29 protein-coding genes are annotated in these 25,273 nt (G+C 67.8%); 15 read left to right on the top strand and 14 right to left on the bottom strand.

What is annotated here, in order from left to right; translation table 11 throughout:
* Positions 1–31: 31 nt before the first annotated feature.
* The 6 genes from AC1D2O_RS02480 to AC1D2O_RS02455 all read left to right on the top strand — a co-directional run bounded on the left by AC1D2O_RS02480 (position 32) and on the right by AC1D2O_RS02455 (position 3,404).
* Complete coding sequence (locus AC1D2O_RS02480; protein WP_478156106.1) at positions 32–556, top strand: gamma carbonic anhydrase family protein; 525 nt, start codon at positions 32–34, stop codon at positions 554–556.
* Positions 557–579: 23 nt separating this feature from the next.
* Complete coding sequence (hslO, locus tag AC1D2O_RS02475) at positions 580–1,578, top strand: Hsp33 family molecular chaperone HslO (protein ID WP_478092998.1); 999 nt, start codon at positions 580–582, stop codon at positions 1,576–1,578.
* 164 nt (positions 1,579–1,742) lie between these two features.
* Positions 1,743–2,318, top strand: coding sequence for an NnrU family protein (locus AC1D2O_RS02470; protein ID WP_478092996.1), 576 nt, complete (start codon positions 1,743–1,745; stop codon positions 2,316–2,318).
* 59 nt (positions 2,319–2,377) lie between these two features.
* Complete coding sequence (locus tag AC1D2O_RS02465) at positions 2,378–2,578, top strand: DUF6494 family protein (protein WP_478093002.1); 201 nt, start codon at positions 2,378–2,380, stop codon at positions 2,576–2,578.
* Between the two features lie 83 nt (positions 2,579–2,661).
* A complete protein-coding gene (locus AC1D2O_RS02460; RefSeq protein WP_478092993.1) occupies positions 2,662–2,871 on the top strand; it encodes a hypothetical protein in 210 nt (69 codons plus the stop codon).
* A gap of 50 nt (positions 2,872–2,921) precedes the next feature.
* A complete protein-coding gene (locus tag AC1D2O_RS02455) occupies positions 2,922–3,404 on the top strand; it encodes an adenosine-specific kinase (protein ID WP_478092991.1) in 483 nt (160 codons plus the stop codon).
* A gap of 17 nt (positions 3,405–3,421) precedes the next feature.
* On the opposite strand, the gene AC1D2O_RS02450 is transcribed toward AC1D2O_RS02455, so the two are convergent.
* From AC1D2O_RS02450 to AC1D2O_RS02420, 7 genes are all read right to left on the bottom strand, one after another.
* On the bottom strand, positions 3,422–4,390 hold the full coding sequence (locus tag AC1D2O_RS02450; protein ID WP_478092989.1) for a hypothetical protein: 969 nt from the start codon (positions 4,388–4,390) through the stop codon (positions 3,422–3,424).
* A complete protein-coding gene (locus tag AC1D2O_RS02445) occupies positions 4,387–4,911 on the bottom strand; it encodes an ATPase (protein ID WP_478092986.1) in 525 nt (174 codons plus the stop codon). The genes AC1D2O_RS02450 and AC1D2O_RS02445 overlap by 4 nt, the downstream gene beginning before the upstream one ends.
* A 13-nt stretch (positions 4,912–4,924) precedes the next feature.
* On the bottom strand, positions 4,925–5,200 hold the full coding sequence (gene ftsB / locus AC1D2O_RS02440; RefSeq protein WP_478092984.1) for a cell division protein FtsB: 276 nt from the start codon (positions 5,198–5,200) through the stop codon (positions 4,925–4,927).
* 142 nt (positions 5,201–5,342) lie between these two features.
* Positions 5,343–6,626, bottom strand: a complete 1,284-nt coding sequence (eno, locus tag AC1D2O_RS02435; RefSeq protein ID WP_478156104.1) for a phosphopyruvate hydratase — start codon at positions 6,624–6,626, stop codon at positions 5,343–5,345.
* A gap of 162 nt (positions 6,627–6,788) precedes the next feature.
* Positions 6,789–7,079 carry a DUF1330 domain-containing protein gene (locus AC1D2O_RS02430; protein ID WP_478088544.1) on the bottom strand — a complete coding sequence of 97 codons (291 nt, stop codon included), beginning with the start codon at positions 7,077–7,079 and terminating at the stop codon, positions 6,789–6,791.
* On the bottom strand, positions 7,076–7,933 hold the full coding sequence (kdsA, locus tag AC1D2O_RS02425; RefSeq protein ID WP_478088546.1) for a 3-deoxy-8-phosphooctulonate synthase: 858 nt from the start codon (positions 7,931–7,933) through the stop codon (positions 7,076–7,078). The genes AC1D2O_RS02430 and kdsA overlap by 4 nt, the downstream gene beginning before the upstream one ends.
* A complete protein-coding gene (locus tag AC1D2O_RS02420; RefSeq protein WP_478156102.1) occupies positions 7,930–9,600 on the bottom strand; it encodes a CTP synthase in 1,671 nt (556 codons plus the stop codon). Before AC1D2O_RS02420 ends, kdsA begins: the two co-directional genes overlap by 4 nt.
* A 190-nt stretch (positions 9,601–9,790) precedes the next feature.
* Between AC1D2O_RS02420 and coaBC the strand changes: the two genes are divergently transcribed.
* From coaBC to AC1D2O_RS02405, 3 genes are all read left to right on the top strand, one after another.
* A complete protein-coding gene (gene coaBC / locus AC1D2O_RS02415) occupies positions 9,791–11,020 on the top strand; it encodes a bifunctional phosphopantothenoylcysteine decarboxylase/phosphopantothenate--cysteine ligase CoaBC (RefSeq protein ID WP_478088552.1) in 1,230 nt (409 codons plus the stop codon).
* 37 nt (positions 11,021–11,057) lie between these two features.
* Positions 11,058–11,504, top strand: coding sequence for a dUTP diphosphatase (dut, locus tag AC1D2O_RS02410; protein WP_478088553.1), 447 nt, complete (start codon positions 11,058–11,060; stop codon positions 11,502–11,504).
* A 195-nt stretch (positions 11,505–11,699) separates the two neighbouring features.
* Entirely contained in the window at positions 11,700–12,191 is a 492-nt protein-coding gene (locus AC1D2O_RS02405; protein WP_478088555.1) for a glycine zipper 2TM domain-containing protein, read from the top strand.
* 61 nt (positions 12,192–12,252) lie between these two features.
* On the opposite strand, the gene AC1D2O_RS02400 is transcribed toward AC1D2O_RS02405, so the two are convergent.
* Positions 12,253–12,777 (bottom strand): FKBP-type peptidyl-prolyl cis-trans isomerase, encoded by a 525-nt coding sequence (locus AC1D2O_RS02400; RefSeq protein ID WP_478088557.1) that lies wholly within the window; start codon positions 12,775–12,777, stop codon positions 12,253–12,255.
* A 14-nt stretch (positions 12,778–12,791) separates the two neighbouring features.
* Between AC1D2O_RS02400 and AC1D2O_RS02395 the strand changes: the two genes are divergently transcribed.
* The 3 genes from AC1D2O_RS02395 (at position 12,792) to AC1D2O_RS02385 (ending at position 14,766) form a co-directional block, all read left to right on the top strand.
* Positions 12,792–13,931 (top strand): JmjC domain-containing protein, encoded by a 1,140-nt coding sequence (locus AC1D2O_RS02395; RefSeq protein WP_478156100.1) that lies wholly within the window; start codon positions 12,792–12,794, stop codon positions 13,929–13,931.
* The gene (locus AC1D2O_RS02390; protein ID WP_478088561.1) at positions 13,921–14,424 is read left to right on the top strand and encodes a hypothetical protein; all 504 of its coding nucleotides are present in this window, start codon (positions 13,921–13,923) and stop codon (positions 14,422–14,424) included. The genes AC1D2O_RS02395 and AC1D2O_RS02390 overlap by 11 nt, the downstream gene beginning before the upstream one ends.
* 93 nt (positions 14,425–14,517) lie before the next feature.
* Entirely contained in the window at positions 14,518–14,766 is a 249-nt protein-coding gene (locus AC1D2O_RS02385) for a hypothetical protein (RefSeq protein WP_478088562.1), read from the top strand.
* 63 nt (positions 14,767–14,829) lie between these two features.
* Here the strand turns inward: AC1D2O_RS02385 and AC1D2O_RS02380 are convergent, their stop codons facing one another.
* From AC1D2O_RS02380 to AC1D2O_RS02355, 6 genes are all read right to left on the bottom strand, one after another.
* Complete coding sequence (locus tag AC1D2O_RS02380) at positions 14,830–15,606, bottom strand: MBL fold metallo-hydrolase (protein ID WP_478156098.1); 777 nt, start codon at positions 15,604–15,606, stop codon at positions 14,830–14,832.
* A 7-nt stretch (positions 15,607–15,613) separates the two neighbouring features.
* Positions 15,614–16,696: an outer membrane protein assembly factor BamC gene (gene bamC, locus AC1D2O_RS02375; protein ID WP_478088566.1), complete on the bottom strand. Its 1,083-nt coding sequence runs from the start codon at positions 16,694–16,696 to the stop codon at positions 15,614–15,616.
* A gap of 119 nt (positions 16,697–16,815) precedes the next feature.
* Positions 16,816–17,742, bottom strand: a complete 927-nt coding sequence (dapA, locus tag AC1D2O_RS02370) for a 4-hydroxy-tetrahydrodipicolinate synthase (RefSeq protein ID WP_478088568.1) — start codon at positions 17,740–17,742, stop codon at positions 16,816–16,818.
* A 41-nt stretch (positions 17,743–17,783) separates the two neighbouring features.
* Positions 17,784–18,338, bottom strand: a complete 555-nt coding sequence (locus AC1D2O_RS02365) for a class I SAM-dependent methyltransferase (RefSeq protein WP_478088570.1) — start codon at positions 18,336–18,338, stop codon at positions 17,784–17,786.
* The gene (locus AC1D2O_RS02360) at positions 18,335–18,484 is read right to left on the bottom strand and encodes a hypothetical protein (RefSeq protein ID WP_478088571.1); all 150 of its coding nucleotides are present in this window, start codon (positions 18,482–18,484) and stop codon (positions 18,335–18,337) included. The genes AC1D2O_RS02365 and AC1D2O_RS02360 overlap by 4 nt, the downstream gene beginning before the upstream one ends.
* Positions 18,485–18,492: 8 nt before the next feature.
* Positions 18,493–19,707: an MFS transporter gene (locus AC1D2O_RS02355; RefSeq protein ID WP_478088573.1), complete on the bottom strand. Its 1,215-nt coding sequence runs from the start codon at positions 19,705–19,707 to the stop codon at positions 18,493–18,495.
* Positions 19,708–19,847: 140 nt separating this feature from the next.
* Between AC1D2O_RS02355 and AC1D2O_RS02350 the strand changes: the two genes are divergently transcribed.
* The 3 genes from AC1D2O_RS02350 to parC all read left to right on the top strand — a co-directional run bounded on the left by AC1D2O_RS02350 (position 19,848) and on the right by parC (position 25,272).
* Entirely contained in the window at positions 19,848–21,845 is a 1,998-nt protein-coding gene (locus AC1D2O_RS02350; RefSeq protein ID WP_478088575.1) for a DNA topoisomerase IV subunit B, read from the top strand.
* An 85-nt stretch (positions 21,846–21,930) separates the two neighbouring features.
* Positions 21,931–22,809, top strand: coding sequence for a lytic transglycosylase domain-containing protein (locus AC1D2O_RS02345; RefSeq protein WP_478088578.1), 879 nt, complete (start codon positions 21,931–21,933; stop codon positions 22,807–22,809).
* Positions 22,810–22,887: 78 nt separating this feature from the next.
* Positions 22,888–25,272 (top strand): DNA topoisomerase IV subunit A, encoded by a 2,385-nt coding sequence (gene parC, locus AC1D2O_RS02340; RefSeq protein WP_478088580.1) that lies wholly within the window; start codon positions 22,888–22,890, stop codon positions 25,270–25,272.
* The last annotated feature ends 1 nt before the right edge of the window (position 25,273 follow it).

Genomic DNA, 25,273 nt, shown 5'->3' with positions numbered 1-25,273 from the left:
TCTAGTTTTTGTTCTTCTGGAGACACACGCGATGGCCCTCTATGAACTCGACGGCGTGGCGCCGCAACTCGCCGAAGGTGCCTGGGTCGCCGACAGTGCGCAGGTCATGGGCAACGTCGTCCTGGGCGAGAACGCGAGCATCTGGTTCGGCGCCGTGCTGCGCGGCGACACCGAGGCCCTCACCATCGGGCGCAACAGCAATGTGCAGGACCTGTCGGTGCTGCATGCCGACATCGGCTGTCCGCTCACGATCGGCGACAACGTCACGGTCGGCCACCAGGTGATGCTGCATGGCTGCACCGTCGGCGACAACTCGCTGATCGGCATCCAGGCGGTGGTCTTGAATAACGCCAGGATCGGCCGCAACTCGATCGTTGGCGCCGGCAGCGTCGTCACCGAGGGCAAGGAATTTCCGGACAACTCGCTGATCATCGGCTCGCCCGCCAAGGTGGTGCGCACGCTCGACGATGCGGCCGCCGCCAGGCTGCGGCAGAGCGCCGAGCACTATGTTGAAAACGGCCGTCGCTTCGCGAAGGGCCTCAAGAAGATCGCCTGAAAGGGCGGGAGAGCGAGTTCCCATTGAGCGAGTTGCACAAGTTCCTGTTCGACGGCATGCCGGTGCGCGGCATGATCGTGCGCCTGACCGATGCCTGGCAGGAGATCCTGGCGCGGCGCGCGTCCAACAGCGCCACGGGCGCCTATCCGGCCCCGGTGGCCGAGCTGCTGGGCGAGATGACGGCCGCCGCCACGCTGATGCAGGCCAACATCAAGTTCAATGGCGCGCTGATCCTGCAGATCTTCGGTGATGGGCCGGTCAAGGTCGCGGTCGCCGAAGCCAAGCCCGACCTGAGCGTGCGCGCCACCGCCAAGGTGGTGGGCGAGCTGCCCGCCGATGCGCGCCTGCCCGAGATGGTGAACGTGAGCAACAAGGGCCGCTGCGCGATCACGCTCGACCCCAAGGACAAGCTGCCGGGCCAGCAGCCGTACCAGGGTGTGGTGCCGCTGTTCGGCGACCGCGGCGAGAAGCTCGGGCGCCTGAGCGAGGTGCTGCAGCACTACATGCTGCAAAGCGAGCAGCTCGACACCACGCTGGTGCTGGCGGCCGACGACAAGGTGGCCGCGGGGCTGCTGATCCAGCGTCTGCCGGTCAAGGGCGAGGCCAACCTCGAGGGCACCTCCGGCAGCGACCACGACCAGGCCAACGAAGACCAGATCGGCCGCAACGAGGACTACAACCGCATCTCGATCCTGGCCTCGAGCCTGACCAGGGACGAATTGCTGACGCTCGACGTCGACACCATCCTGCGGCGCCTGTTCTGGGAAGAGAAGCTGCTGCGCTTCGAGCCGCAGGCCGGCTTGCTGGGGCCGCATTTCGCCTGCACCTGCGGCCGCAGCCGGGTCGCGAACATGATCCGCGGGCTTGGCATGGAGGAGGCCGAGAGCATCCTCGCCGAGCGCGGCGACATCGAGGTCGGCTGCGACTTCTGCGGCAAGCAGTACCGCTTCGATGCGGTCGATGCGGCCCAGATCTTCACCGCACCGGGCGACCAGATGCCCGGGAGCGCGGTGGTTCAGTAGGGGGCGCCACCCAGAGGCGCGTGCGCCAGTCGGCGGATGGCTGGCGACCCACGCTTCGGTGAGACAGAATGCGGGTGCAGGGCAGCACCGCTTGGTCCTGCCCAGTTCCATCGCCCATCGTTCGACGACCACTGCGGCCAGCAGCGCCGCTCGGAGAAGCTCTCATGTCTCTTCTTGTCGTTGGCCTCATCCTGTTTTTCGGCATTCATTCGGTGTCGATCGTCGCCCCGGCCTGGCGCGATGCGCAGGTCGAACGACGTGGCGAGCGGCTCTGGAAAGGCATCTACGCCCTGGTTTCGCTCGTCGGGCTGATCGTGCTCATCCATGGCTACGGCGTCGCCCGCCAGTCCCCTGTGGTCCTCTACACGCCGCCACCCGCGCTGCGGCATGTCGCGCTGCTGCTGATGCTGCCGGTGTTTCCACTGCTGTTTGCGGCCTACCTCCCCGGGCGCATACAGCGAGCGGCCAGGCACCCCATGCTGCTCGCCGTGAAATTCTGGGCGGTGGCGCACCTGCTGGCCAATGGCACGCTGGCCGACGTGCTGCTGTTCGGCGCCTTCCTCGTCTGGGCCGTGGCCGACCGGATTTCCGTCAAGCGCCGTGCCGTGCCGCACCGCGTGCCGGGAGCCCCGCCGGGTGCGCTGAATGATGTGGTGGCGCTCGTCGGCGGCCTCGTGGTGTACGTGGTGTTCCTGTTCCGGGCTCACGTGTGGCTGACTGGCGTATCGCCGCTCGGCTAGGCGGCTTGCCGAAGCGCCCAGTCGATGACAACATGAGCGACGTAGACCAGGAGGCCCCGATGGACGACGAGACACTCAACCTCAGCATTCGGAAGTTTCTCAAGATGGTCGGCGTCAACTCGCAACGCGACATCGAGCAGGCGGTGGCGAAGGCCGTCGCCGCCGGCGCCGTTGCCGAGACCCTTGCCGCCACCATGACCCTGGAGATCCCGCAACTGGGTCTCAAGGTCAAGTTCGACGGCGACATCAAGCTGCAGTGACATCCCACTCCAACGGCCTTTCCGGGTACGCGCTGGCGCCCAGCGCCCTGCGACGAGCGTGAGGCCTTCCACCGGAGGACGCCATGGGCGAAAGATCCCGAATCGACGACGCACGCTTTGCGCAAGCCGTGCAGCTCGTCGCCGCGGCCGTGTCCGCCAATTCGCTGAGCAGCGATCGCAGCTTCGATGCGCCCACTCACCAGGACGTCATTCGCGTGGCGCTGGTTCGTGCGTATCTCACGCTGGGAGATGCGCGCGACGAGATCGAAGAGCAGGCGCGCAGTCCGGATTGACCCGCGCTTGCCAGACCCCCGGCAGGGGTCGCAACGTCAAGGAGACTGCCATGGAACTGACTACCGTCCCGATCGACAAGCCGGCCGATCTCAACGTCATCCTCGGCCAGTCGCACTTCATCAAGACGATCGAAGACTTGCACGAGGCGATCGTGCAGACCGTGCCTCAGATGAAGTTCGGCATTGCATTCTGCGAGGCCAGCGGGCCCGCCCTGGTGCGTCGGACCGGCAACGATGCGGAACTCGTCGCGCTGGCCCAGAAGAACGCCCTGGCGCTGAGTTGCGGCCATTGCTTCATCGTCTTCATGACCGATGGATTCCCGGTCAACATCCTGAACGCCATCAAGGCAGTGCCCGAGGTATGCGCCATCTACTGCGCGACCGGCAATCCGGTGGAAGTCATCGTGGCGGACACGGGAAGCGGGCGTGGGATTCTCGGCGTTGTCGATGGCGTCAAGAGCAAGGGCATCGAAACCGAGTCCGACGTCCAAGCACGCAAGAAGATGCTGCGCCAGTTCGGCTACAAGCTCTGAGCAACGAGGGCTGGCGCCTATGGCCCGGAACCCGCCGTCTCGAAGCCGCTGAACCGGATGTCCGGCGCGCTCGTGTTGTGGCGCGACGGCATCGTGCGGCCGAAGCGGACCTGCGCCGCCTCGAGCGTGGAGACCGAGGGCAGATCCTGCGTCTGCATGGCCGAGGAGGGCGTGGCCTGCCAGCTCAGCGCGCTGACGTCGGCGTTGTCGGCCGTCACGTACATCGAGCGCAGCACTGCGAAGGGCTGGTCGTGGCGGGTTGGCGGCGCAAGGGCCACATCGAGCGCGGTGCGCGTCCGGCTGATCTCCGCGACTTTCACGTCCGCCCGCCCGCCGCCGACGAAGCGCAGGCGGAAGGCGAGCGGCTGGGTCCTGACCTCGATCGAGGCGATGTTCACCACCGGCCGCCCGTCCGTCTCGACCGGCCCCATCAGGAAGGACGAGCCGTAGACGCCGTCGCCGAAGCGGGCCAGGGGCAGCGGCTTGAGGCGCCAGTAGCCGTCGGCCGGGTACATCACGATCGCCTCCAGCGGCTTGGCGCCGGGCTTCTTGGCGAAGACCTGCAGCAGGTGGATGTCGTCCTCCGACCGCTGGCCCACGCGCACCGGCACTCGGTGAGGGCGCCAGAAGGTGGGCAGCGTGATGCCGACGATCATCCATCGGCTGCCGTCATGGAGCACCACGCGACGCGGCTTGAAGGCGTAGCTCGGATCGGTGGGATGGGCGCCGCCGTCGAAGTTGCAGTTGGAGAAATCGGGCGCGGTGGTGTCGGCTCCGATGCCGGCCAGGTAGGGCGGTTGCAGCGCTTCGACGCGAAAGCGCGCGATGCCGCGGCCGCTCAATGCCAGCGACACGTTGTCTTCCTCGGCGCAGGCGGTCGGCCGGGTCTTGTTCTCGACCGTGACGGTGGCGGGCGCGGCGGTCGCGCCGGCGCCGAGCCAGAGGACGGAAGCGCAGAAGGCGATGCGCAGGCAGGCGTGGGTCATGCAGCGGTGCCGGCTTCGCGGCGCCGGCCGAGGAGAGCGGTGAAGAGCCGATGTTCGCACGCCGGGTCGGAGCACTTGTCGCAGCTCCAGGGCGCGACGCTTCGGCCGCCGCCGGCATCGCCGGCGCCGATCGCGTTGCAGGCATTGGCCAGGCGCTCGCTGCCGCGGCCGTGGATGACGGCGAAGGGGAGTTGCGCGGCGATGAGCGCCGCGCGCAGCAGGGCGTCGGTGCGCTCCCGCCGTAGCGAAGACTCGGGTCCGAACTCGGCCGGCAACGAAAGGTCGAGACCCATGAGCAGGGTGCACGCGTATCGGCGCTGTGCCGCCAGCGCCCCTGCGTAGAGCGAGCGGTCCCCGGTGAGAAGTTCGTGCGAAACGGCCTCGTCGAGGGCCGTGCCATCGGCCACCGTCACGCCGTGGTCCTGCAGCCGTGCCGCGAGCGCGCGCGCCAGTTCCGTCTTGCCGGTGCGTTCGGCGCCGAGCAAGGCAATCGTGCAGCCGGCGGGAAGGGCGGGCGACATGCCGAGGCGCCCGTCAGCGCGTGATCTGGACGAACACTTCGTTGGGCTTGACCATGCCTAGCTCCTGGCGGGCCCGTTCCTCGACCATCTCGAGTCCTTCCTTGAGATCGTTGACCTCGGAGGACAGCCGCTCGTTGTTGATCGCCGCCTTGGCGTTGGATTCCTTCTGGTCGGCCAGCTTGTCCTGGAGCTGCGCCACGTCGCGCACGCTGCCGCGCCCGGTCCAGAGCTGCCACTGAAGAATCAGCAGCAGCAGGACCAGGATGATCGGGACGATGCGTGAGCGCATAAACAACTAAGACGGAATTCTCAGGTCGGCGACGCCCGGCCTTCGCCAGGAACACCGCGGAACCGGCTTCGCCGGGCCGCTGGTGTTGCCCCCGGAGAGGGGGTGGGCGGCCACACGAAGTGGGCCAACCTGGGGGTGAACGTCATCTCAGGTTGTAGAAGGCGCCGCGGCCGGGGTAGGAAGCGACATCACCGAGGTCTTCCTCGATGCGCAGCAGCTGGTTGTACTTGGCGATGCGGTCCGAGCGCGACAGCGAGCCGGTCTTGATCTGGCCGGCGTTGGTGCCGACCGCGATGTCGGCGATGGTCGAGTCCTCGGTCTCGCCCGAACGATGGCTGATCACGGCGGTGTAGCCCGCGCGCTTGGCCATCTCGATCGCGGCGAAGGTCTCGGTCAGGGTGCCGATCTGGTTGATCTTGATCAGGATCGAGTTGGCGATGCCGCGGTCGATGCCTTCCTGCAGGATCTTGGTGTTGGTGACGAACAGGTCGTCGCCCACCAGCTGCACGCGCTTGCCCAGGCGTTCGGTGAGGTGCTTCCAGCCGTCCCAGTCGCCTTCGTGCATGCCGTCCTCGATGCTGATGATCGGGTACTTGTCGACCCAGCTCGCCAGCATGTCGGTCCAGCTCTCGGCGCTGAGGCTCAGGTTTTCGCCGGCCAGCACGTACTTGCCGTCCTTGTAGAACTCGCTGGCGGCGCAGTCGAGGCCCAGGGCGATCTGCTCGCCCGCCACATAACCGGCCTTGTCGATGGCTTCGAGGATCAGCTGGATCGCCGCTTCATGGCTTTCGACGCTGGGTGCGAAGCCGCCTTCGTCGCCGACCGCCGTGCTGATGCCGCGGTCGCCCAGGATCTTCTTGAGCGCATGGAACACCTCGGCGCCATAGCGCACCGATTCGCGGAAGCTCTTGGCGCCCACGGGGATGATCATGAACTCCTGCAGGTCGAGGCTGTTGTTGGCGTGGGCGCCGCCGTTGATGACGTTCATCATCGGCACCGGCAGCTGCATGCCGCCCATGCCGCCGAAGTAGCGGTACAGCGGCAGGCCGGATTCCTCGGCCGCGGCGCGGGCCACGGCCATCGACACGGCCAGGGTCGCGTTGGCGCCCAGGCGGGCCTTGTTCTCGGTGCCGTCGAGGTCGAGCAGCGTGCGGTCCAGGAAGGCCTGCTCGCTGGCGTCCAGGCCCAGCACGGACTCGGAGATTTCGGTGTTGATGTTCTCGACCGCCTTGAGCACGCCCTTGCCCAGGTAGCGGCCCTTGTCGCCGTCGCGCAGCTCGATGGCTTCGCGCGAGCCGGTCGATGCGCCCGAAGGCACGGCCGCGCGGCCCATGGTGCCCGATTCGAGCAGCACGTCGCATTCGACGGTGGGGTTGCCGCGGCTGTCGAGAATCTCGCGCCCGACGATGTCTACGATTGCACTCATTTTCTCTTGCTCCGAAAAAAACCTGGTAATCAATCAGCTATCAAAACATGCCACAGCCTCATTCCAGGGATACCGCAGAACCGGCTTTGCCGGGCTGCTGGTATCGCCCCCTGAAAGGGGGTGGGCGGCTACACGAAGTGAGCCAACCTGGGGGTCAGCTTGTCATATGCCTTCGACCACGATCATGCGCATGATCGCGGCCCCCTGACGCGACGCGCGCGCCTTGCCGTATTCGGGCGAGTCGTTGAATTTCTTCGCCGCCTCGACGCTCGGAAACTTGAGGATCACGATGCGCTGGGGATTCCAGTCGCCCTCGAGCACCTCGACCTTGCCGCCGCGCACGCAGACCTCGGCGCCGTGCACCTTCATGGCTTCGGAGGACCACTTCTTGTAGTCCTCGTACTGCGTCGGGTTCGTCACCTCGACATTCGCGATGATGTAGGCGCTGGTCATTGCTGAAAAATGTCCTCGAGAAATGCGTTCTTCTTGGTGACGCGGTCGAGCGCCAGCAGCGTCTCGAGCAGGGCCTTCATGTGCTTGAGCGGCACGGCATTCGGGCCGTCGCTCAAGGCCTTGGCCGGGTCCGGATGGGTTTCCATGAACAGCCCCGCCACGCCGACCGCGACCGCCGCGCGCGACAGCACCGGCACCATCTCGCGCTGGCCCCCCGAACTGGTGCCCTGGCCGCCGGGCAACTGCACCGAATGCGTGGCGTCGAACACCACCGGGGCGCCGGTCTCGCGCATGATCGCGAGCGAACGCATGTCCGAGACCAGGTTGTTGTAGCCGAAGCTGGCGCCGCGCTCGCAGGCCATGAAGCTGTCCTCGGGCAGGCCCTTTTCCTTGGCCGCCGCGCGCGCCTTGTCGATCACGTTCTTCATGTCGTGCGGCGCGAGGAACTGGCCCTTCTTGATGTTGACTGGCTTGCCCGACTGCGCCACGGCGCGGATGAAGTCGGTCTGGCGGCACAGGAAGGCCGGTGTCTGCAGCACGTCGACCACCTGGGCCGCGGCCGTGATGTCTTCTTCCGTGTGGACGTCGGTCAGCACCGGCAGGCCGAGTTCGCGCTTGACCTTGGCCAGGATCTCCAGGCCCTTGTCGCGGCCCGGGCCGCGGAAGCTGGTGCCCGACGAGCGGTTGGCCTTGTCGAAGCTGCTCTTGAAGATGAACGGGATGCCGAGCGAGGCGGTGATCTCCTTGAGCGTGCCGGCGGTGTCCATCTGCAATTGCTCGGACTCGACGACGCAGGGCCCTGCGATCAAGAAGAAGGGCTGGTCCAACCCGATGTCGAATCCGCAGAGTTTCATGCCACCACCTTGAGAGCCTTCTTGTCCGCGCCCTGATGTTCGAGCGCCGCCTTGACGAACGCATTGAACAACGGATGACCGCCCCACGGCGTGGACTTGAACTCGGGGTGGAATTGCACGCCCATGAACCACGGGTGCACGTTCTGCGGCAATTCGACGATCTCGGTCAGGTGCTCGCGTTGCGTCAGTGCCGAAATGACGAGGCCGGCGCGGCGAAGTTCGTCGAGGTAGTTGACGTTGGCTTCGTAGCGATGGCGGTGCCGCTCGGTCACGACGTCGCCGTAGATGCTGTGGGCCAGCGTGCCGGGCGTCACGTCGGAGCTTTGGGCGCCCAGGCGCATGGTGCCGCCGAGATCGGACTTCTCGTCGCGGGTCTTGACCGTGCCGTCGTTGTCCTTCCACTCGGTGATCAGCGCGATCACGGGGCAGGGGGTCTCGGGGTCGAACTCGGTGCTGTTGGCGTTCTTGAGGCCGGCCACGTTGCGGGCGTACTCGATGGTCGCGACCTGCATGCCCAGGCAGATGCCCAGGTAGGGCACCTTGGTCTCGCGGGCGAAGCGCGCCGCCGCGATCTTGCCCTCGACGCCGCGCTGGCCGAAGCCGCCGGGCACCAGGACGCCATCGTACTTGCCGAGCCGCGCGACGTCCTGCGGCGTGATGGTCTCGGAGTCGATGTAGTCGATCTTCACGCGCGCATGGTTCTTCATGCCGGCGTGGCGCAGCGCCTCGTTGAGCGACTTGTAGCTGTCGGACAGGTCGACGTACTTGCCGACCATCGCGATCGACACGTCCTTCTGCGGATGCTCGACCTCGTAGACCAGGTCGTCCCAGCGCTGAAGCTTGGCCGGCGGCGTGTTGATGCGCAGCTTGTCGCAGATCAGGCCGTCCAGGCCCTGCTCGTGCAGCATGCGCGGCACCTTGTAGATGGTGTCGACGTCCCACATCGAGATCACGCCCCATTCGGGCACGTTCGAGAACAGCGAGATCTTGGCGCGCTCGTCGTCGGGAATCGGCCGGTCGGCGCGGCACAGCAGGGCGTCGGCCTGGATGCCGATGGCGCGCAGTTCCTTGGCGGTGTGCTGGGTCGGCTTGGTCTTGAGCTCGCCGGCCGCGGCGATCCACGGCACGTAGCTCAGGTGCACGAAAGCCGAATTGTTGGGGCCCATGCGCAGGCTCATCTGGCGCACGGCCTCGAGGAAGGGCAGCGACTCGATGTCGCCGACGGTGCCACCGATCTCGACGATCGCGACATCGACCTCGTGCGGGGTGTCGATGCCGGCGCCGCGCTTGACGTATTCCTGGATCTCGTTCGTGATGTGCGGGATCACCTGCACCGTCTTGCCCAGGTAGTCGCCGCGGCGCTCCTTCTCGAGCACGGACTTGTAGATCTGGCCGGTGGTGAAATTGTTGGCGCGCCGCATGCGCGTCGTGATGAAGCGCTCGTAGTGGCCCAGGTCGAGGTCGGTCTCGGCACCGTCGTCGGTGACGAACACCTCGCCGTGCTGGAACGGCGACATCGTGCCGGGGTCGACGTTGATGTACGGATCCAGCTTGATGAGGGTGACATTGAGGCCGCGCGATTCAAGGAGGGCGGCGAGCGAGGCGGAGGCGATTCCCTTGCCCAGGGAGGACACCACACCGCCGGTGACGAAGACAAATTTGGTCATGCCAGTTCCGGACGCAGATCCGGGAAGTGGGAAATAGGGATTATAGGTGTGGGCATTTGCTCGCCCCCCATGGCATCCCGCACTTCGTGTCGGGACGCCTACCCCCCGACCGGGGGGCGGGCCGGCCGCTTGGGAGCGGCCCGGCGCGGCGGCCCCCTGGCCTCGATCCTTGGCGCTTTAAACTCCGTCGATGCAACAAGAACTCGTTGGCAAACACATCGTCCTGGGTCTCACGGGGGGCATCGCCTGCTACAAGTCGGCCGAATTGTGCCGGCTGCTGGTGAAGGCCGGCGCCACCGTGCAGGTCGTGATGACCGAGGCGGCCGAGCAGTTCATCACGCCGGTGACCATGCAGGCGCTGTCGGGGCGGCCGGTCTACGGCTCGCAGTGGGATGTGCGCGAGCCCAACAACATGCCGCACATCAACCTGAGCCGCGAGGCCGATGCCATCGTGCTGGCGCCCGCCAGTGCCGATTTCATCGCCCGGCTGGTGCAGGGGCGCTCCGACGAATTGCTGAGCCTGCTGTGCCTGGCGCGCCCGGCCGAGCGGGTGCCGCTCCTGATCGCGCCGGCCATGAACCGCGAGATGTGGATCCATCCGGCGACCCAGCGCAACCTGCGCCAGGTCGATGCCGACGGCGCGCGCGTGCTGGGCGTGGGCAACGGCTGGCAGGCCTGCGGCGAGACCGGCGACGGCCGCATGCTGGAGGCCCAGCAACTGCTCGAGGAAGTGATCGCCCAGTTCCAGCCCAAGGTGCTGGCGGGCCAGCAGGTGGTCGTGACCGCCGGGCCGACCTTCGAGGCGCTCGACCCGATCCGCGGCATCACCAATCATTCCTCGGGCAAGATGGGCTTCGCCATCGCCCGCGCCGCGCGCGATGCCGGTGCCGAGGTCACGCTGGTGGCCGGCCCGGTGCACTTGGCGACGCCGCGCGGCGTGCGCCGCGTCGACGTGCTGTCGGCGCGCGAGATGCTCGACGCGACCCTGCAGGCCGTGCAGGCGGCCTCGATCTTCGTCGCCACTGCGGCCGTGGCCGACTGGCGCCCGGCTTCGCACAGCGAGCAGAAGATCAAGAAGGATGGCAGCGGCAAGCCGCCGGTGCTGCACTTCGTCGAGAACGACGACATCCTGCTGACCGTCGCCCAGGGTGCGCGCGCCCAGAGCGGCCAGCTGTTCTGCGTCGGCTTCGCGGCCGAGAGCGAAAATCTGGAAGCCCATGCCAAGGCCAAGCGCGAGCGCAAGGGCATTCCGCTGCTGGTCGGCAACATCGGTCCGCTCACCTTCGGGCAGGACGACAACAGCCTGCTGCTGGTCGACGCCCACGGCGTGCGCGAATTGCCGCGCGCGCCCAAGCTCACGCTGGCGCGCGATCTGGTGGCCGAGATCGCGGCCCGCCTTCCCACCGCCGGTTCGCGTTGAACCGGCCCTCTCTCATCACACGCACAGGTCACAAGAATTGAAAGTCGACGTTCGCATCCTCGATCCCCGCATGCAGGACCAGCTGCCTGCCTACGCCACGCCCGGCAGTGCCGGGCTGGACCTCCGGGCCTGCCTCGACGCGCCCATCACGCTGGAGCCCAATGCCTGGCAACTGGTGGGCACGGGCATCGCGATCCACCTGGCCGATCCGGGCTTCGCGGCGCTGATCCTGCCGCGCTCGGGACTGGGCCACAAGCACGGCATCGTGCTCGGCAACCTGGTCGGCCTGATCGACAGCGACTACCAGGGCGAACTGAAGATCAGCGCCTGGAACCGCAGCGACACGCCCTTCGTGCTGCAGCCCATGGAGCGGCTCGCCCAACTGGTGATCGTGCCGGTGGTGCAGGCGGCGTTCCAGGTGGTGGCCGATTTCCCGCCCAGCGAACGGGGCGAGGGCGGCTACGGATCGACGGGTAAACACTGAACACCCGAGGTCGGCACCTGTAGGCCGTCGCCTTCAGGCGCGCGTCTCGCAGGGCCACACGTAAAGAGCGGAACCGGCGATGGCCTTTCGGCTTCGAAGGTATCAAGCTGTGTCGAGGTCATCCCGCATGCCTCTGCCGCGTTGAATTCCCATCCGGCCTGCATCGGCCCCCCGTTTCCTGAGGAGCAAAACACCATGAAGATTTCCGTCCGCCTCGTTTCCGTCGGCGCCTCCGTCCTGGCACTGGCCGCGCTGACGGCCTGCGTCGCGCCGGCGCCGGTCTACCAGACCTCCAGCTACCCCTATCAGCCGCCGCAGCCGGCGCAGCAGGGTCCCTATGTGGAATACGGCCGGGTCGCGAACATCGAGGTCGTCCAGAGCCAGAGTGCGGGTGCGGCCCCGAGCGGCGTCGGGGCGGTGGCCGGCGGCGTGGTCGGCGGCGTGCTCGGCCACCAGGTCGGTAGCGGCCGCGGCAACACCGCCGCGACCATTGCCGGCGCTGTGGGCGGTGCCCTGCTCGGCAATGCCGTCGAGTCAAACAACAGAGCGCCGCGCACCTACCAGAGCTATCGCGTCTCGGTCCAGACCGACAACGGCGGCTATCGCGCCTTCGACGTGCCCAGCCCGGGCGATCTGCGCGTCGGGGACCGCGTTCGCATCGACAACGGCCAGATCTCCCGCTTCTGAGCGCCGCGCGCCCAATGAAAAAGCCGGGCAGGGCCCGGCTTTTTTTCGTCTGCGTCGCGGCTCAGTGCAGCAGGTCGTTGCCCGGTGCGGTGGGCGGGACCTTGAAGAATCCGGTGCCCGCCGTGCCGCTGCCGATCTCTTCTTCGGTGGCTTCGCGCACCGACTTCACGGTCATGTCGAGCCGGATCGCGATGCCCGCCAGCGGATGGTTGCCGTCCAGCACCAGATGCTCGGGATAGATCTCGCTGACGGTGTAGAGCACGTCCTTGGGCATGTCGGGGTTCACGCCTTTGGGCAGCGCCGCGCCGTCGAAGCTCATGCCTTCCTCGGTCTCGGGCGGGAACAGCGAGCGCGGCTCCAGAAAGAGCAACTGGTCGTTGAAGTCGCCGAAGGCCTGTTCGGGTTCGAGCTGCAACTGGACCCGGGCGCCCGGCTCATGGCCGAGCAGGGCGGCCTCGATGGCGTCGAAGAGATCGTCGCCGCCGACCAGGAACTCCACCGGGTCGTCGAGCACGTCCAGGACTTCGCCCAAGGTGTCTTTCAGTGTCCAGGTCAGGCCGACCACGCATTGTTCAGTGATTTCCATTGGACAATTCTCCCATGGAGATTGATCTACCCCTGCCCCTGCTCGGCGGCCTCAGCGCCCGCCAGTTCATGCGACGCCACTGGCAGAAGAAGCCTCTGCTGGTCCGCCAGGCCGTGCCCGGCATGGTGCCACCAATCGCACGCTCTGCGTTGTTCGACCTGGCCGCCCGCGAGGAGGTCGAGTCCCGGTTGATTCGCCACCGCGATGCCGGCTGGACCCTGAAGCACGGGCCTTTTGCGCGCCGCGCCTTGCCCGGGCTCCAGCAGCCCGGCTGGACCCTGCTGGTGCAGGGCGTGGATCTGCACGATCAAGGCGTTCATGAACTGTTGCAACAGTTCCGTTTTGTTCCCGATGCCCGCCTCGACGACCTGATGATCAGCTATGCAAGCGATACCGGTGGCGTCGGGCCGCATTTCGACAGCTACGACGTGTTCCTGCTGCAGGCGCAGGGACGGCGCCGCTGGTCGATCGGCAAGCAGCGCGACCTCGGCCTGCAGCCCGACGTGCCGCTCAAGATCCTGGCCCGCTTCGAAGCCGAGCAGACCTTCGTCCTCGAGCCCGGCGACATGCTCTACCTGCCGCCGCGCTATGCGCACGACGGTGTCGCGGTCGGAGGCGACTGCATGACCTGCTCGATCGGCTTGCGTGCGCCGGCCGCCGCGCCGCTCGGCGCCGACCTGTTGTCGCGCATCGCCGAGGCGCACGCGGATGCGCTGCAGGACGAACCGGCTCGGGCCGCGGTGCACTACCGTGACCCGTCCCAGGATGCACTCGCGACGCCGGCCGCCATGCCTCAGGCGCTGCAGGCCTTCGCGCGCGAGGCGGTGCTGGCTGCCGTGCGCGACGGCGAGGTCATCGACCGCGCGCTCGGCGAATCGATGACCGAGCCGAAGCCGACGGTCTGGTTCGATGCCGGCGAGCTGCCGCAGCACTGGAACGAGGTGGCACTGGACCGTCGCACGCGCATGCTTTACGACGCGCGCCATCTCTACATCAACGGCGAGAGCTTCCGGGCCGCGGGCCGCGACGCCACGCTGATGCGGCGGCTGGCCGACCAGCGAACGCTCGGGGCGCGCGATCTGGCGGGCGCCAGCGAGGATGCACTCGCGCTGCTGGGCGATTGGTGCGAAGCGGGGTGGTTGCATGCCGGATGACGCGGTCGGTGTCGACCTGCCCGAAGGCGCCTTCGATGGCCGCCAGGCCTTCCAGGCGCACCTGCATGCGGCGCTCGAGGCGGCAGCGCGCGAGAACTGGCGCGAGATCGTGCTGGCCGACCCCGACTTCCTGGACTGGCCGCTCGGCGAGCGCGCGAGCGTCGAGGCCCTGCAGGCCTGGTCCGCCGCCGGGCGCAGCTTCGTCCTGCTGGCGCAGCGATTCGACGTCTTCGCACGCGAACATGCGCGCTTCGTCCATTGGCGTCGGATGTGGAGCCATATCGTCGATTGCCGTGCCTGCCATGGCCCCGGGCTGCCGCAGGTGCCCAGCGCGATCTGGACGCCCACCTGGTTCCTCCAGCGCATCGACGTCGAGCACGCGCGAGGCGTCTGCGGCAGTGCGCCGCAGGCGCGGCGCGCCCTGCGCGAGCGCATCGACGAATGCCTGCGCCACGCCAAGCCGGCCTTTCCCGCGGACACGCTGGGCTTGTAAGCCAATGCCGCGAATCGCACCGGATCGGGGCGTCGGGCCCGACCGCGGGTCTAGAATTTTTTCCTCTGCCATCTTCATCCAAAGGAGCCCCCAATGAAGAAGTCCGCCCTGCTCGCTTCGCTGATCGCCGCTGCCGCATTGACTGCGTGCGGCAAGAAGGAAGAGCCGGCGCCGGCGGTGGTCGCGCCACCTCCCGCACAGGTCGCGCCGCCGGCCGAGCCTGCCGCACCTGCCGCGCCCGCAACAGCGCCATCCGCCGAATCGTCTTCCGCGCTGGACGCCGCCAATCAGGCGACCGAGGCCGCGAAGAAGAATGCCGAGACGCCGCCCGCCAAGCCCTGAGGGCTGATCCACCACCCGAAAAAAAGGCCGCCCTCGGGCGGCTTTTTCATTCAGGGGCCAGGCTCAAAGATCAAGCCAGGGCGAGCCCTCGGCGGCCGTGGCGGTGAGCATGTCCTGCTCGGTGGCGCCCAGCGCTTCAGCCATCACGCGGCGCACGATCTCGGGCCGGTTGTTCTGTTCGCTCAGGTGCGCCGCCAGCACATGGCGCAGGCCGCCGTGGTGCACGGCGCGCGCAATGGCCGCGGCCGCGGCGTTCGAGAGATGCCCGTAGTTGCCGCCGACGCGCTGCTTGAGGAAGGGCGGATAGGCCGAGCCGGCCAGCAGGTCGCTGTCGTGGTTGAACTCGAGCAGGAGGGCGTCGAGGCCCATCAGGCGGGCCAGCACGTGCGGCGTCGCATGGCCCAGGTCGGTGAGCACGCCGAGGCTGCGCGCGCCGTCGGTGCAGCGCAGCTGCAGGGGCTCGCGCGCATCGTGCGGCACGGTGAAGGGCTGGATGCAAAGATCGCCGACCTCGATGTCGACGCTGTCGCGGGCGAGCTGCAGGCGGCCTTCGAAATCGTGCCCGCCGGTTGCGAGCCAGGTGCCCTCGCTCATCCAGACCGGGATCCGCTCGCGGCGCGACAAGGCCCGCGCGCAGCCGATGTGGTCGCCGTGCTCGTGCGTGATGAAGATGGCGTCGATGTCGCCGGCGGCGAGCCCGGCCCGCGCCAGCCGCGTATCCAGATGCCGCAGCGCGAAGCCGCAGTCGACCAGCAGCCGCGAGATGCGGCCGCCGCTGGACGCCTCGACCAGCGTGGCGTTGCCGGTGCTGCCGCTGCCCAGACTGCGGAAGCGCAGCATCGACCGGCTACTTCAGGTCGTCGGCAATCACCTGCACGATGCGTTGCGCATTGGCGGTGCTGTCGGCTGCGCCGGCTTCGTTCAGTACCGACACCGTGCTGGTCTCGCCCTGGCCCTTGACCAGGATGCGGAACTTGAGCGGCGCGTCGGTCTTGCTCGAGCCGAAGCTCAGCAGCTTGGAGAAGATGCTCGGTTCCGACTTGTTGGGGTTCGGCGGCACGTAGCGCACGAAGTAGGTGCCGGCGGCGCGGTCGCGGTCTTCCACCGTGAAGCCGGTGCGGTCGAGCGCCAGGCCGACACGGCGCCAGGCGCGTTCGAAGTTGTCGTTGATCTGCACCACCGGCTGGCCACCGACGTTGGCGACCTTGGCCGTCTGCGGCGCTGCGCCGGTGGCGGCGAGGACCTTCGACTGCTCTTGCGAGACACCCAGCTTGACCATCAGGCGGCGCAGGAATTCGGCTTCGAGTTCAGGATCGGTGGCGCGCGGCTGCCAGGTGGTCTGGTCCTTGCGCGAGCTGCTGTAGACCTCTTCCATGCCGCGGTGGCTGATGAAGATCTCGGTGCCATTGGGCGTGCGTTCCAGCCGGGTGCGGAAGCGGTCGAGCTCGCCGGTCGAATAGACCGAGTCGAGCAGCTTGCCGATCGTGCCGCGAAGAATGTCCTGCGGCAGCTTGGCGCGGTTCTCGGCCCAGTCGGTTTCCATGATGCCGAGGTTGCGCTGGTCGGAGGTGAGCAGGAAGCCGCTCTCCAGCCAGAAGTCGCGCACCGGGTCCCAGAGCTGGTCGGCCGGCCGGTTGATGACCAGCCAGCGCTGCGTGCCGGCACGTTCCATGCGCACATCGCCGACCGAACTGACCGCGGTCGGCAGGCTCGGCGAATTGGCGAGGCCGGCCTGGTAGGAGTTGGCCGTGACCGCACCGCCCGGCACCGCATAGCGGTTGTCGCGCGACAGCTGCGTCAGGTCGGGCGGCACTTCGAGGGTCGGGGCCTTGCCGGCGCTCTTGTAGTCGATCTTGTCGCTCTCGAGGGCCGAACAGGCGGCGAGGCTGGCGACCAGGGCCAGCAATGCGAATCGCGAAATGGTTTTCAACGTCTGCTTCCTTTTTGGAATGTTGAGCTCGATCGATGGGCGCGGCGCCCGCTTCTTCAGAGCGCGGACCGGGCAAAAAGGTTGCCGGCGTCCGCGAACGCCCGCTGTAAAGAGGGGGGTCAGTTCTTGAGGAGGCCGCTGGCGCGCAACGCGGATTCGACCACCGGCCGGCTGGCTTCGGCCAGTTCGGTGAGGGGCAGGCGCAGCGCGCCGCCGCACAGGCCGAGCCGTGCCATCGCCCACTTGAGCGGAATCGGGTTCGGCTCGACGAACAGGTGGCGGTGCAGCGGCATCAGTTCGAACTGGATCTGCATGGCGCGCTTCACGTCGCCGGCGATCGCAGCGACGCACAGTTCGTGCATCTTGCGCGGCGCGATGTTGGCCGTGACGCTGATGTTGCCCTGGCCGCCGCACAGCATCAGCGCGACCGCGGTCGGGTCGTCGCCGGAGTACACGGCAAAGCGCTTCGGCAGATCGCGGATCAGCCACTGGGCGCGCTCGATGTTGCCGGTTGCTTCCTTGATGCCGATGATGCCGGGCACTTGCGCCAGCCTCAGCACGGTATCGTGCGCCATGTCGGCGACGGTTCGGCCGGGCACGTTGTAGAGCACCGTCGGCAGGTCGCCCACCGCTTCGGCGATCGCCTTGAAGTGCTGGTACTGGCCTTCCTGCGTCGGCTTGTTGTAGTAGGGCACCACCTGGAGCTGGCAATCGGCGCCTACGCCCCTGGCGAACTTGGCGAGCTCGATGGCTTCCTTGGTGGAATTGGCGCCGCAGCCGGCCATCACGGGCACGCGGCCGCGCGCCTGTTCGACCGCGACGCGGATGATCTCGCAATGCTCTTCGACGTCGACCGTCGGCGACTCGCCGGTGGTGCCGACGACGCCGAGACAATCGGTGCCTTCGTCGATGTGCCAGTCGATCAGCCGGCGCAGGGCGGGGTAGTCGACACTGCCGTCGTCATGCATCGGCGTGACGAGCGCAACGATGCTGCCTGTCAGTTGCTCCAAGGGAATCTCTTTGTGGGTTGCCCGAAAAGCAGCCATTCTACTGATCTGGCCGCCTCCGCCGGGAAGGGGTGGCCCGGCTAAGCCGGCTGGAGCAGGTGGCGCGGCGGTGTCGCAGACGGTGCGGCGGGCGGCCGCACGGCTGCAATGCGCTGGACGAAACGCTCGGGTTCGGGCAGGAAACCGTCCTCGTAGGCCACCACGCGCAGGCCGGCGCAGGCGGCCAGCAGTTCGCCGGGCTGGAGCAGGAAATCCGGCCGCGATGGCTTGCCGACGCTCTCGTTGCCCGCCGCAAAGGTTTCATAAAGCAAAACGCCGCCGGGCGCGACCGCCGCGACGATGTCCGGCAGGCGCGGGCGCCAGAGGTAGTTGGTGACGATCACCGCGCCGAAAAGCCGGCCTTCGAAGGGCCAGGGGCCGTCCTCGATGTCGGCCTGAACGGCGCGACCGAACGATGCCGCGGCATCGATCGCGTCCTGCGAGCGGTCGACGCCTGTAGCGGGGTGGCCGCGGTCGCCGAACCAGCGCATGTGGCGGCCGCTGCCGCAGGCGACGTCCAGCACCGTGGCGCCGGGCGCCAGCAGGTGCGACCAGCGCACGATCCAGGGCGAGGGTGCGAGTGTGGCGTGATTCAAAAGCAGGCCCAGATCTGGTCGGCCAGCGTCACCAGGAAGCCCGGACGCGTGTAGAGCGCGAACACGCCCGCCAGCGCGAGCGCGGCGGCGCCCAGCCAGCCGGCTTGGACAAGGCGATGGCGGGTGGGGCGGGTGGTTTCAGACATGTCCGTGGTCAAGCAGGTTGGATTCTCGGTCGCAAAATCGCGTTTTCCTTGACCGGCAGGTTGATCAGCGCTGCCATCACGCCGAGCCCGATCGAGACGTACCAGACCAGGTCGTAGCTGCCCAGCCGGTCGTACAGATAGCCGCCCAGCCAGACTCCCAGGAAGGAGCCGACCTGGTGGCTCAGGAAGACGAAGCCGCCCAGCATCGACAGGTGGGCGACGCCGAAGATCTGGGCCACGATGCCGCTGGTCAGCGGCACGGTCGAGAGCCACAGGAAGCCCATCGCGGCGGCGAACACGTAGACCGAGAGCGGCGACAGCGGCGTCAGCAGGAAGACGGCGATCGCCGCCGCGCGGCTCAGGTAGATGGCCGCCAGCAGCTTGCGCTTGGCCAGCCGGGAGCCCAGCGCGCCCGCGGTGTAGGTGCCGAATATGTTGAACAGGCCGATCAGCGCCAGCGCATAGCTGGCCACCTCGGGCGAGAGCCCCTTGTCGCGCAGGTAGCTCGGCATGTGAATGCCGATGAACGCCAACTGGAAGCCGCAGACGAAGTAGCCCGCCGTCAGCATCACGAAACTGGGGTACCTGAAGGCCTCCTGCACCGCCTGCGCGATGGTCTGTTCGCGCTTGCCGCTGGCGGCGGCGAGCCGCGGTTCGCGCAGCGAGTAGGCCAGCGGGATGATCAGCAGCACCATGGCCGCCAGCGCCAGCAGCGCGGTCTGCCAGCCGAGCCGGGCGATCAGCTGGCCCTCGACCGGCACCATCAGGAACTGGCCGAAGGAGCCGGCGGCGGCCGCCACGCCCATGGCCCAGGAGCGGCGCTCGGCCGGGACCTGGCGCCCGATCACGCCGTAGATCACGGCGTAGGTGGTGCCGGCCTGGGCGGCGCCGATCAGCACGCCGGTGGTCAGCGCGAACAGCAGCGGCGTGTGCGACAGCGCCATGCCGGCCAGTCCCAGCGCATAAAGCACGGCGCCGGCCACCAGCACCCGGAAGGCGCCGAGCTTGTCGGCCAGCATGCCGGCGAAGACGCCGATCACGCCCCAGGAAAGGTTCTGGATGGCGAGCGCGAGCGAGAAGGCCTGCCGCGTCCATCCCTGGTCCTGGGTGATCGGTTGGAGCCAGAGGCCGAAGCCGTGCCGGATCCCCATCGACAGGGTGACGATCATGGCGCCGCAGAGGAGCACCCGCTGGATGCCCAGCGGCTGGGAAGAAGAGGTCATTGCGGAAAATGTACCGAAAAGCCGGGATCGGCGTCGGGCGCCTGCCGGCGGCGATTGTTGATATTTTCGGCGGCCTTTGATGCGGTCCGCGCGCCGGGGCCCGCGGGCGGCCCCGGAACCAAGGCCTAGAATCCCGCGCCATGGCAAGCAAGGAACCAGGCAGTTACGGCGAGGCGTCGATTCGCGTCCTCAAGGGCCTCGAGCCCGTCAAGCAGCGGCCGGGCATGTACACCCGCACCGACAACCCGCTGCACATCATTCAGGAAGTACTGGACAACGCGGCCGACGAGGCGCTCGCGGGCTACGGCAAGAAGATCAAGGTCACACTGCATACCGATGGCTCGGTCAGCGTCGAGGACGATGGCCGCGGCATTCCGTTCGGCCTGCATCCGGAAGAGAAGGCGCCGGTGGTCGAGCTGGTGTTTACCCGGCTGCATGCGGGCGGCAAGTTCGACAAGGGCTCGGGCGGCGCCTACAGCTTCTCGGGCGGCCTGCACGGGGTCGGCGTGTCGGTGACCAATGCGCTGTCGACCCGGCTCGAAGTCGTCTCGTACCGCGAAGGCTCGGTGGCGCAGCTCGCCTTCTCGGCCGGCGACGTGATCGAGCCACTGAAGGTGCGGCCGCAGGAAAGCGCGGCCGCCTCGAACGGCGATGGACCGCGCGACCGCAAGCTGGGCACCACGGTGCGCGCCTGGCCGGATCCGAAGTACTTCGAGTCCGCCGCGCTCCCGATCAACGAGCTGACCCATCTGCTGCGCAGCAAGGCGGTGCTGATGCCCGGCGTCACGGTGACGCTGGTGGTCGAGAAGACCAAGGACGTCCAGACCTGGCTCTACAAGGGCGGCCTGCGCGACTACCTGATGCAGACCCTCAACGGCGAGCCGGTGATCCCGCTGTTCGAAGGTGCGGGCCATGCCGACAAGAACGCCGACAACTTCGCCGAAGGCGAGGGCGCCGACTGGTGCGTGGCCTTCACCGAGGACGGCCAGCCGGTGCGCGAGAGCTACGTCAACCTGATCCCGACCAGCGCCGGCGGCACCCACGAGAGCGGATTGCGCGACGGCCTGTTCAACGCGGTCAAGAGCTTCATCGAGCTGCATTCGCTGCTGCCCAAGGGCGTCAAGCTGCTGCCCGAGGACGTGTTCGCACGCGCTTCGTACGTGCTGTCGGCCAAGGTGCTCGACCCCCAGTTCCAGGGCCAGATCAAGGAACGGCTCAACTCGCGCGACGCAGTGCGGCTGGTGTCCAGCTTCGTGCGGCCCGCGCTCGAGCTGTGGCTGAACCAGCACGTGGACTACGGCAGGAAGCTCGCCGAACTGGCCATCAAGGCCGCGCAGACGCGGCAGAAGGCCGGGCAGAAGGTCGAGAAGCGCAAGGGCTCCGGCGTGGCCGTGCTGCCCGGCAAGCTGACCGACTGCGAGAGCAAGGACATCGCGCACAACGAGGTCTTCCTGGTCGAGGGCGATTCGGCCGGCGGCAGCGCCAAGATGGGGCGCGACAAGGAAAGCCAGGCCATCCTGCCGTTGCGCGGCAAGGTGCTGAACACCTGGGAAGTCGAGCGCGACCGGCTGTTCGCCAACACCGAAATCCACGACATCTCGGTGGCGGTCGGCGTCGATCCGCACGGGCCCAACGACACGCCTGACATGTCGGGCCTGCGCTACGGCAAGGTCTGCATCCTGAGCGATGCCGACGTCGACGGCTCGCACATCCAGGTGCTGCTGCTGACCTTGTTCTTCCGCCATTTCCCGAAGCTGATCGAGGCCGGCCACGTGTACGTGGCCAAGCCGCCGCTGTTCCGGGTCGACGCGCCGGCGCGCGGCAAGAAGCCGGCCTCCAAGTTCTATGCGCTCGACGAGGGCGAACTCACGGCGATCCTCGACAAGCTGCGCAAGGACGGTGTGCGCGAAGGCGCCTGGAGCATCAGCCGCTTCAAGGGGCTGGGCGAGATGAACGCCGAGCAGTTGTGGGAGACCACGCTGAACCCCGACACGCGGCGCCTGCTGCAGGTGCGGCTGGGGCGCTTCGACACCCAGGGCACCGAGGGCGAGATCACCAAGCTGATGGGCAAGGGCGAAGCCGCCGCCCGCCGCGAACTGATGGAACTGCGCGCCGATGATGTCGAGATCGACGTCTAGGCCGGCGCCGGGCCATGAACATTTTGTGACGCTGTGAGCGGTCGGACAGGCCCGTAGCCATCCATAGTGCCGCATGGCAAACCTCATGAGAGCCCTTGGACGCTTCCTGCTGCTGTCGGCGCTGCTGCTGATCGCGGCGCAGCGCGTCCACGCCGCCGACATCTTCGGCTACATCGACGACAAGGGCGTGGCGCATTTCGCATCGGAGCAGATCGATCCGCGCTACCAGCTCTTCTTTCGGGGCGGCCAGAGCTTCGACACGGCCAAGGGCATCGGCCTGCCCCGGCTGGGCGCGAAGGGCGTGATCGACGGCAAGGTGCCGCCTGCTTCGCAGGCGCTGCTGGCGTTGTTCGAGGCCTCGCCGAACTTCAAGCCCGCGCAGGGCGCACTGCGCGATGCGGCGCGGCGCCATTCGATCGACTACGAGCTGCTGCAGGCGCTGGTCGCGACCGAGTCGGGATTCGATGCGCAGGCCGTGTCGCCCAAGGGCGCATTGGGTTTGATGCAGGTGATGCCGGCCACCGCGCAGCGCTATGGCGTCACGACGGACGGGCGGGCGTCGATCGAGAAGAAGCTCTTCGACCCGCACATCAACGTCGCCACCGGCTCGCGCTACCTGCGCGACCTGCTCGCGATGTTTCCCGGCCGGATCGAGCTGGCGCTGGCGGCCTACAACGCGGGCGAAGGCGCGGTGCAGCGCGCCGGCAACAGGATCCCCAACTACCGCGAGACCCAGAACTACGTCGCGACCGTGCTGCAGCTCTACGCCTACCTGAAGCCTTCGGCGCCGCACGGGCGCGGCAATGCGCCCGGCCGCATCCGCATGGAAATGACGGTGCCGAAGGGCGGCGAGCTCGGACGTGGCAACATGCCGTCCGAACCGCGCGGCGTGCCGGCGCTGCCCGCCGATGCCGGGCCGGCGCCCGAAACGCCTGCCGAAACGGAATTGCCCGCGCCGCCATGAAGTCGGCGGCGAGCCGGACACCGGGCCGAGCGCAAGGCGCCGGCCCCTCTCCCTGAATTTCCTCATCATTCTTTTTCCATGGACTCTCAACCCACGCTCGATCTGCAGAGCCCCGAAGACGATGGCGCGCTGACGCTGGCCGACTACGCGCAGACCGCCTACCTCGAATACGCGCTCAGCGTGGTGAAGGGCCGCGCCTTGCCCGATGTCAGCGACGGCCAGAAGCCGGTGCAGCGGCGCATCCTCTATTCGATGTCGCGCATGGGGCTGGGCTTCGGCGGCGCCAACGGCACCGTGGGCGCCAAGCCGGTCAAGAGCGCGCGCGTGGTCGGCGACGTGCTCGGCCGCTTCCATCCGCACAGCGACCAGGCCGCCTACGACGCACTGGTGCGCATGGCGCAGGACTTCTCGCAGCGCTATCCGCTGGTCGACGGCCAGGGCAACTTCGGCAGCCGCGACGGCGACGGCGCCGCGGCGATGCGCTACACCGAGGCGCGGCTGGCCCGCATCACGAGTCTCCTGCTTGACGAGATCGACGAGGGCACGGTCGACTTCATCGCCAACTACGACGGCTCGACCGAGGAGCCGCGCCTGCTGCCGGCACGGCTTCCGTTCACGCTGCTCAACGGCGCGAGCGGCATCGCCGTCGGCCTGGCGACCGAGATCCCGAGCCACAACCTGCGCGAGGTCGCCGACGCCTGCGTGGCGCTGATCAAGGCCAACGGCCAGCTGACCGACGAGGAACTGTTCACCCTGGTGCCCGGCCCCGACTATCCGGGCGGCGCGCAGATCATCAGCAGCGCGACCGACATCGCCGACGCCTATCGCACGGGTCGCGGCTCGCTCAAGGTGCGGGCCCGCTGGAAGATCGAGGAGCTCGCGCGCGGCCAGTGGCAACTGGTGGTCAACGAACTGCCGCCGGGCGTCAGCTCGCAGAAGGTGCTCGAAGAGATCGAGGAGCTCACCAACCCCAAGATCCGCGCCGGCAAGAAGGCGCTCACGGCCGAGCAGACGCAACTCAAGGCCTCGGTGTTGTCTCTGCTCGACGTGGTGCGCGACGAGTCGAGCAAGGACGCGGCGGTGCGGCTGGTGTTCGAACCCAAGACCTCGCGCATCAGCCAGGAAGAGTTCGCCACGATGCTGCTGTCGCAGACCTCGCTGGAGAGCTCGTCGTCGATCAACCTGACGATGGTGGGCATCGACGGCAAGCCGACGCAGAAGTCGCTGCGGCAGATGCTCAACGAGTGGATCGCCTTCCGCGAGATCACGGTCGAGAAGCGCTCGCGCCATCGGCTCGGCAAGGTGCAGGACCGCATCCACATCCTCGAAGGGCGGCAGCTGGTGCTGCTGAACATCGACGAGGTGATCGCGATCATCCGCGCCGCCGAGGATCCGAAGGCGGCGCTGATCGCGCGCTTCAACCTGAGCGACCGGCAGGCCGAGGACATTCTCGAGATCCGGCTGCGTCAGCTGGCGCGGCTGGAGGCGATCAAGATCGAGCAGGAGCTCAAGGGCCTGCGCGAGGAACAGAAGAAGCTCGAGGACATCCTCGGCAGTCCGGCCGCGCTGCGCCGCCTGCTGGTGAAGGAAATCGAGGCCGACGCGAAGAGCTTCGAGGATGCGCGCCGCACGCTGATCCAGGCCGAGAAGCGGGCCGTGGCCGAAGTGCGCGTGGTCGACGAGCCGGTGACCGTGATCGTGTCGCAGAAGGGCTGGGTGCGCACGCAGAAGGGCTGGGCCAGCGAGCGCGCCGCGGCCGCCGCGGCACCCGAGTACAGCTTCAAGTCGGGCGATGCGCTGTATGGCGCCTTCGAATGCCGCTCGGTCGATACGCTGCTGGTCTTCGGCACCGCCAAGGACAAGGGCGTGCGCGTCTACAGCGTGCCCGTGGCGTCGCTGCCGGGCGGGCGCGGCGACGGCCAGCCGGTGACGACGCTGATCGACCTCGACAGCGGGACGCATGTCGCGCATTACTTCGCGGGCCCGCTGTCGGCCAACCTGCTGCTCGCGAACACCGGCGGCTACGGCTTCATCGCGGCGGTCGAGAACATGATCTCGCGCCAGCGCGGCGGCAAGGCTTTCATCGACGTCGGCGAGGGCGAGCAGCTGTGCCGCCCGTCGCTGGTCGGCGGCGCCGGCGGCGCCGAGCCGCTGCCGGCGGCCACGCACGTGGCCTGCGCCTCGACCGGCGGCCGTATTCTGACCTTCGACATCGGCGAACTCAAGGCGCTGCCGAAGGGCGGCCGCGGGCTCACGCTGATCGATCTCGAGGCCAAGGACACGCTGGCCGGTGCGGCGGCCTACACGCGCAGCATCAAGATTGAAGGCATCGGCCGCGGCGGCAAGGAGCGCGAGGAGACGCTGGAGATCCGCACGCTCAACAACGCGCGCGGCACCCGGGCACGCAAGGGCAAGGCGGCCGATCTCGGCTTCAAGCCGACCGGCATCGTGCGCGTGCTGTAAG

It is taken from the genome of Variovorax sp. P1_G12 (genome assembly GCF_056405555.1).
Note: the sequence above shows the minus strand (reverse complement) of the source record. Positions and strands in the feature narration are given on the sequence as shown.

What these genes read in the sequence shown, in the direction of transcription:
- AC1D2O_RS02480 (WP_478156106.1), top strand. Translation starts at nt 32, where the DNA reads ATGGCCCTCTATGAACTCGACGGCGTGGCGCCGCAACTCGCCGAAGGT.
- AC1D2O_RS02470 (WP_478092996.1), top strand. Translation starts at nt 1,743, where the DNA reads ATGTCTCTTCTTGTCGTTGGCCTCATCCTGTTTTTCGGCATTCATTCG.
- AC1D2O_RS02465 (WP_478093002.1), top strand. Translation starts at nt 2,378, where the DNA reads ATGGACGACGAGACACTCAACCTCAGCATTCGGAAGTTTCTCAAGATG.
- AC1D2O_RS02460 (WP_478092993.1), top strand. Translation starts at nt 2,662, where the DNA reads ATGGGCGAAAGATCCCGAATCGACGACGCACGCTTTGCGCAAGCCGTG.
- AC1D2O_RS02455 (WP_478092991.1), top strand. Translation starts at nt 2,922, where the DNA reads ATGGAACTGACTACCGTCCCGATCGACAAGCCGGCCGATCTCAACGTC.
- AC1D2O_RS02450 (WP_478092989.1), bottom strand. Translation starts at nt 4,390, where the DNA reads ATGACCCACGCCTGCCTGCGCATCGCCTTCTGCGCTTCCGTCCTCTGG.
- AC1D2O_RS02445 (WP_478092986.1), bottom strand. Translation starts at nt 4,911, where the DNA reads ATGTCGCCCGCCCTTCCCGCCGGCTGCACGATTGCCTTGCTCGGCGCC.
- ftsB (WP_478092984.1), bottom strand. Translation starts at nt 5,200, where the DNA reads ATGCGCTCACGCATCGTCCCGATCATCCTGGTCCTGCTGCTGCTGATT.
- eno (WP_478156104.1), bottom strand. Translation starts at nt 6,626, where the DNA reads ATGAGTGCAATCGTAGACATCGTCGGGCGCGAGATTCTCGACAGCCGC.
- AC1D2O_RS02430 (WP_478088544.1), bottom strand. Translation starts at nt 7,079, where the DNA reads ATGACCAGCGCCTACATCATCGCGAATGTCGAGGTGACGAACCCGACG.
- kdsA (WP_478088546.1), bottom strand. Translation starts at nt 7,933, where the DNA reads ATGAAACTCTGCGGATTCGACATCGGGTTGGACCAGCCCTTCTTCTTG.
- AC1D2O_RS02420 (WP_478156102.1), bottom strand. Translation starts at nt 9,600, where the DNA reads ATGACCAAATTTGTCTTCGTCACCGGCGGTGTGGTGTCCTCCCTGGGC.
- coaBC (WP_478088552.1), top strand. Translation starts at nt 9,791, where the DNA reads ATGCAACAAGAACTCGTTGGCAAACACATCGTCCTGGGTCTCACGGGG.
- AC1D2O_RS02405 (WP_478088555.1), top strand. Translation starts at nt 11,700, where the DNA reads ATGAAGATTTCCGTCCGCCTCGTTTCCGTCGGCGCCTCCGTCCTGGCA.
- AC1D2O_RS02400 (WP_478088557.1), bottom strand. Translation starts at nt 12,777, where the DNA reads ATGGAAATCACTGAACAATGCGTGGTCGGCCTGACCTGGACACTGAAA.
- AC1D2O_RS02395 (WP_478156100.1), top strand. Translation starts at nt 12,792, where the DNA reads ATGGAGATTGATCTACCCCTGCCCCTGCTCGGCGGCCTCAGCGCCCGC.
- AC1D2O_RS02390 (WP_478088561.1), top strand. Translation starts at nt 13,921, where the DNA reads ATGCCGGATGACGCGGTCGGTGTCGACCTGCCCGAAGGCGCCTTCGAT.
- AC1D2O_RS02385 (WP_478088562.1), top strand. Translation starts at nt 14,518, where the DNA reads ATGAAGAAGTCCGCCCTGCTCGCTTCGCTGATCGCCGCTGCCGCATTG.
- AC1D2O_RS02380 (WP_478156098.1), bottom strand. Translation starts at nt 15,606, where the DNA reads ATGCTGCGCTTCCGCAGTCTGGGCAGCGGCAGCACCGGCAACGCCACG.
- dapA (WP_478088568.1), bottom strand. Translation starts at nt 17,742, where the DNA reads ATGGCTGCTTTTCGGGCAACCCACAAAGAGATTCCCTTGGAGCAACTG.
- AC1D2O_RS02360 (WP_478088571.1), bottom strand. Translation starts at nt 18,484, where the DNA reads ATGTCTGAAACCACCCGCCCCACCCGCCATCGCCTTGTCCAAGCCGGC.
- AC1D2O_RS02355 (WP_478088573.1), bottom strand. Translation starts at nt 19,707, where the DNA reads ATGACCTCTTCTTCCCAGCCGCTGGGCATCCAGCGGGTGCTCCTCTGC.
- AC1D2O_RS02350 (WP_478088575.1), top strand. Translation starts at nt 19,848, where the DNA reads ATGGCAAGCAAGGAACCAGGCAGTTACGGCGAGGCGTCGATTCGCGTC.
- AC1D2O_RS02345 (WP_478088578.1), top strand. Translation starts at nt 21,931, where the DNA reads ATGAGAGCCCTTGGACGCTTCCTGCTGCTGTCGGCGCTGCTGCTGATC.
- parC (WP_478088580.1), top strand. Translation starts at nt 22,888, where the DNA reads ATGGACTCTCAACCCACGCTCGATCTGCAGAGCCCCGAAGACGATGGC.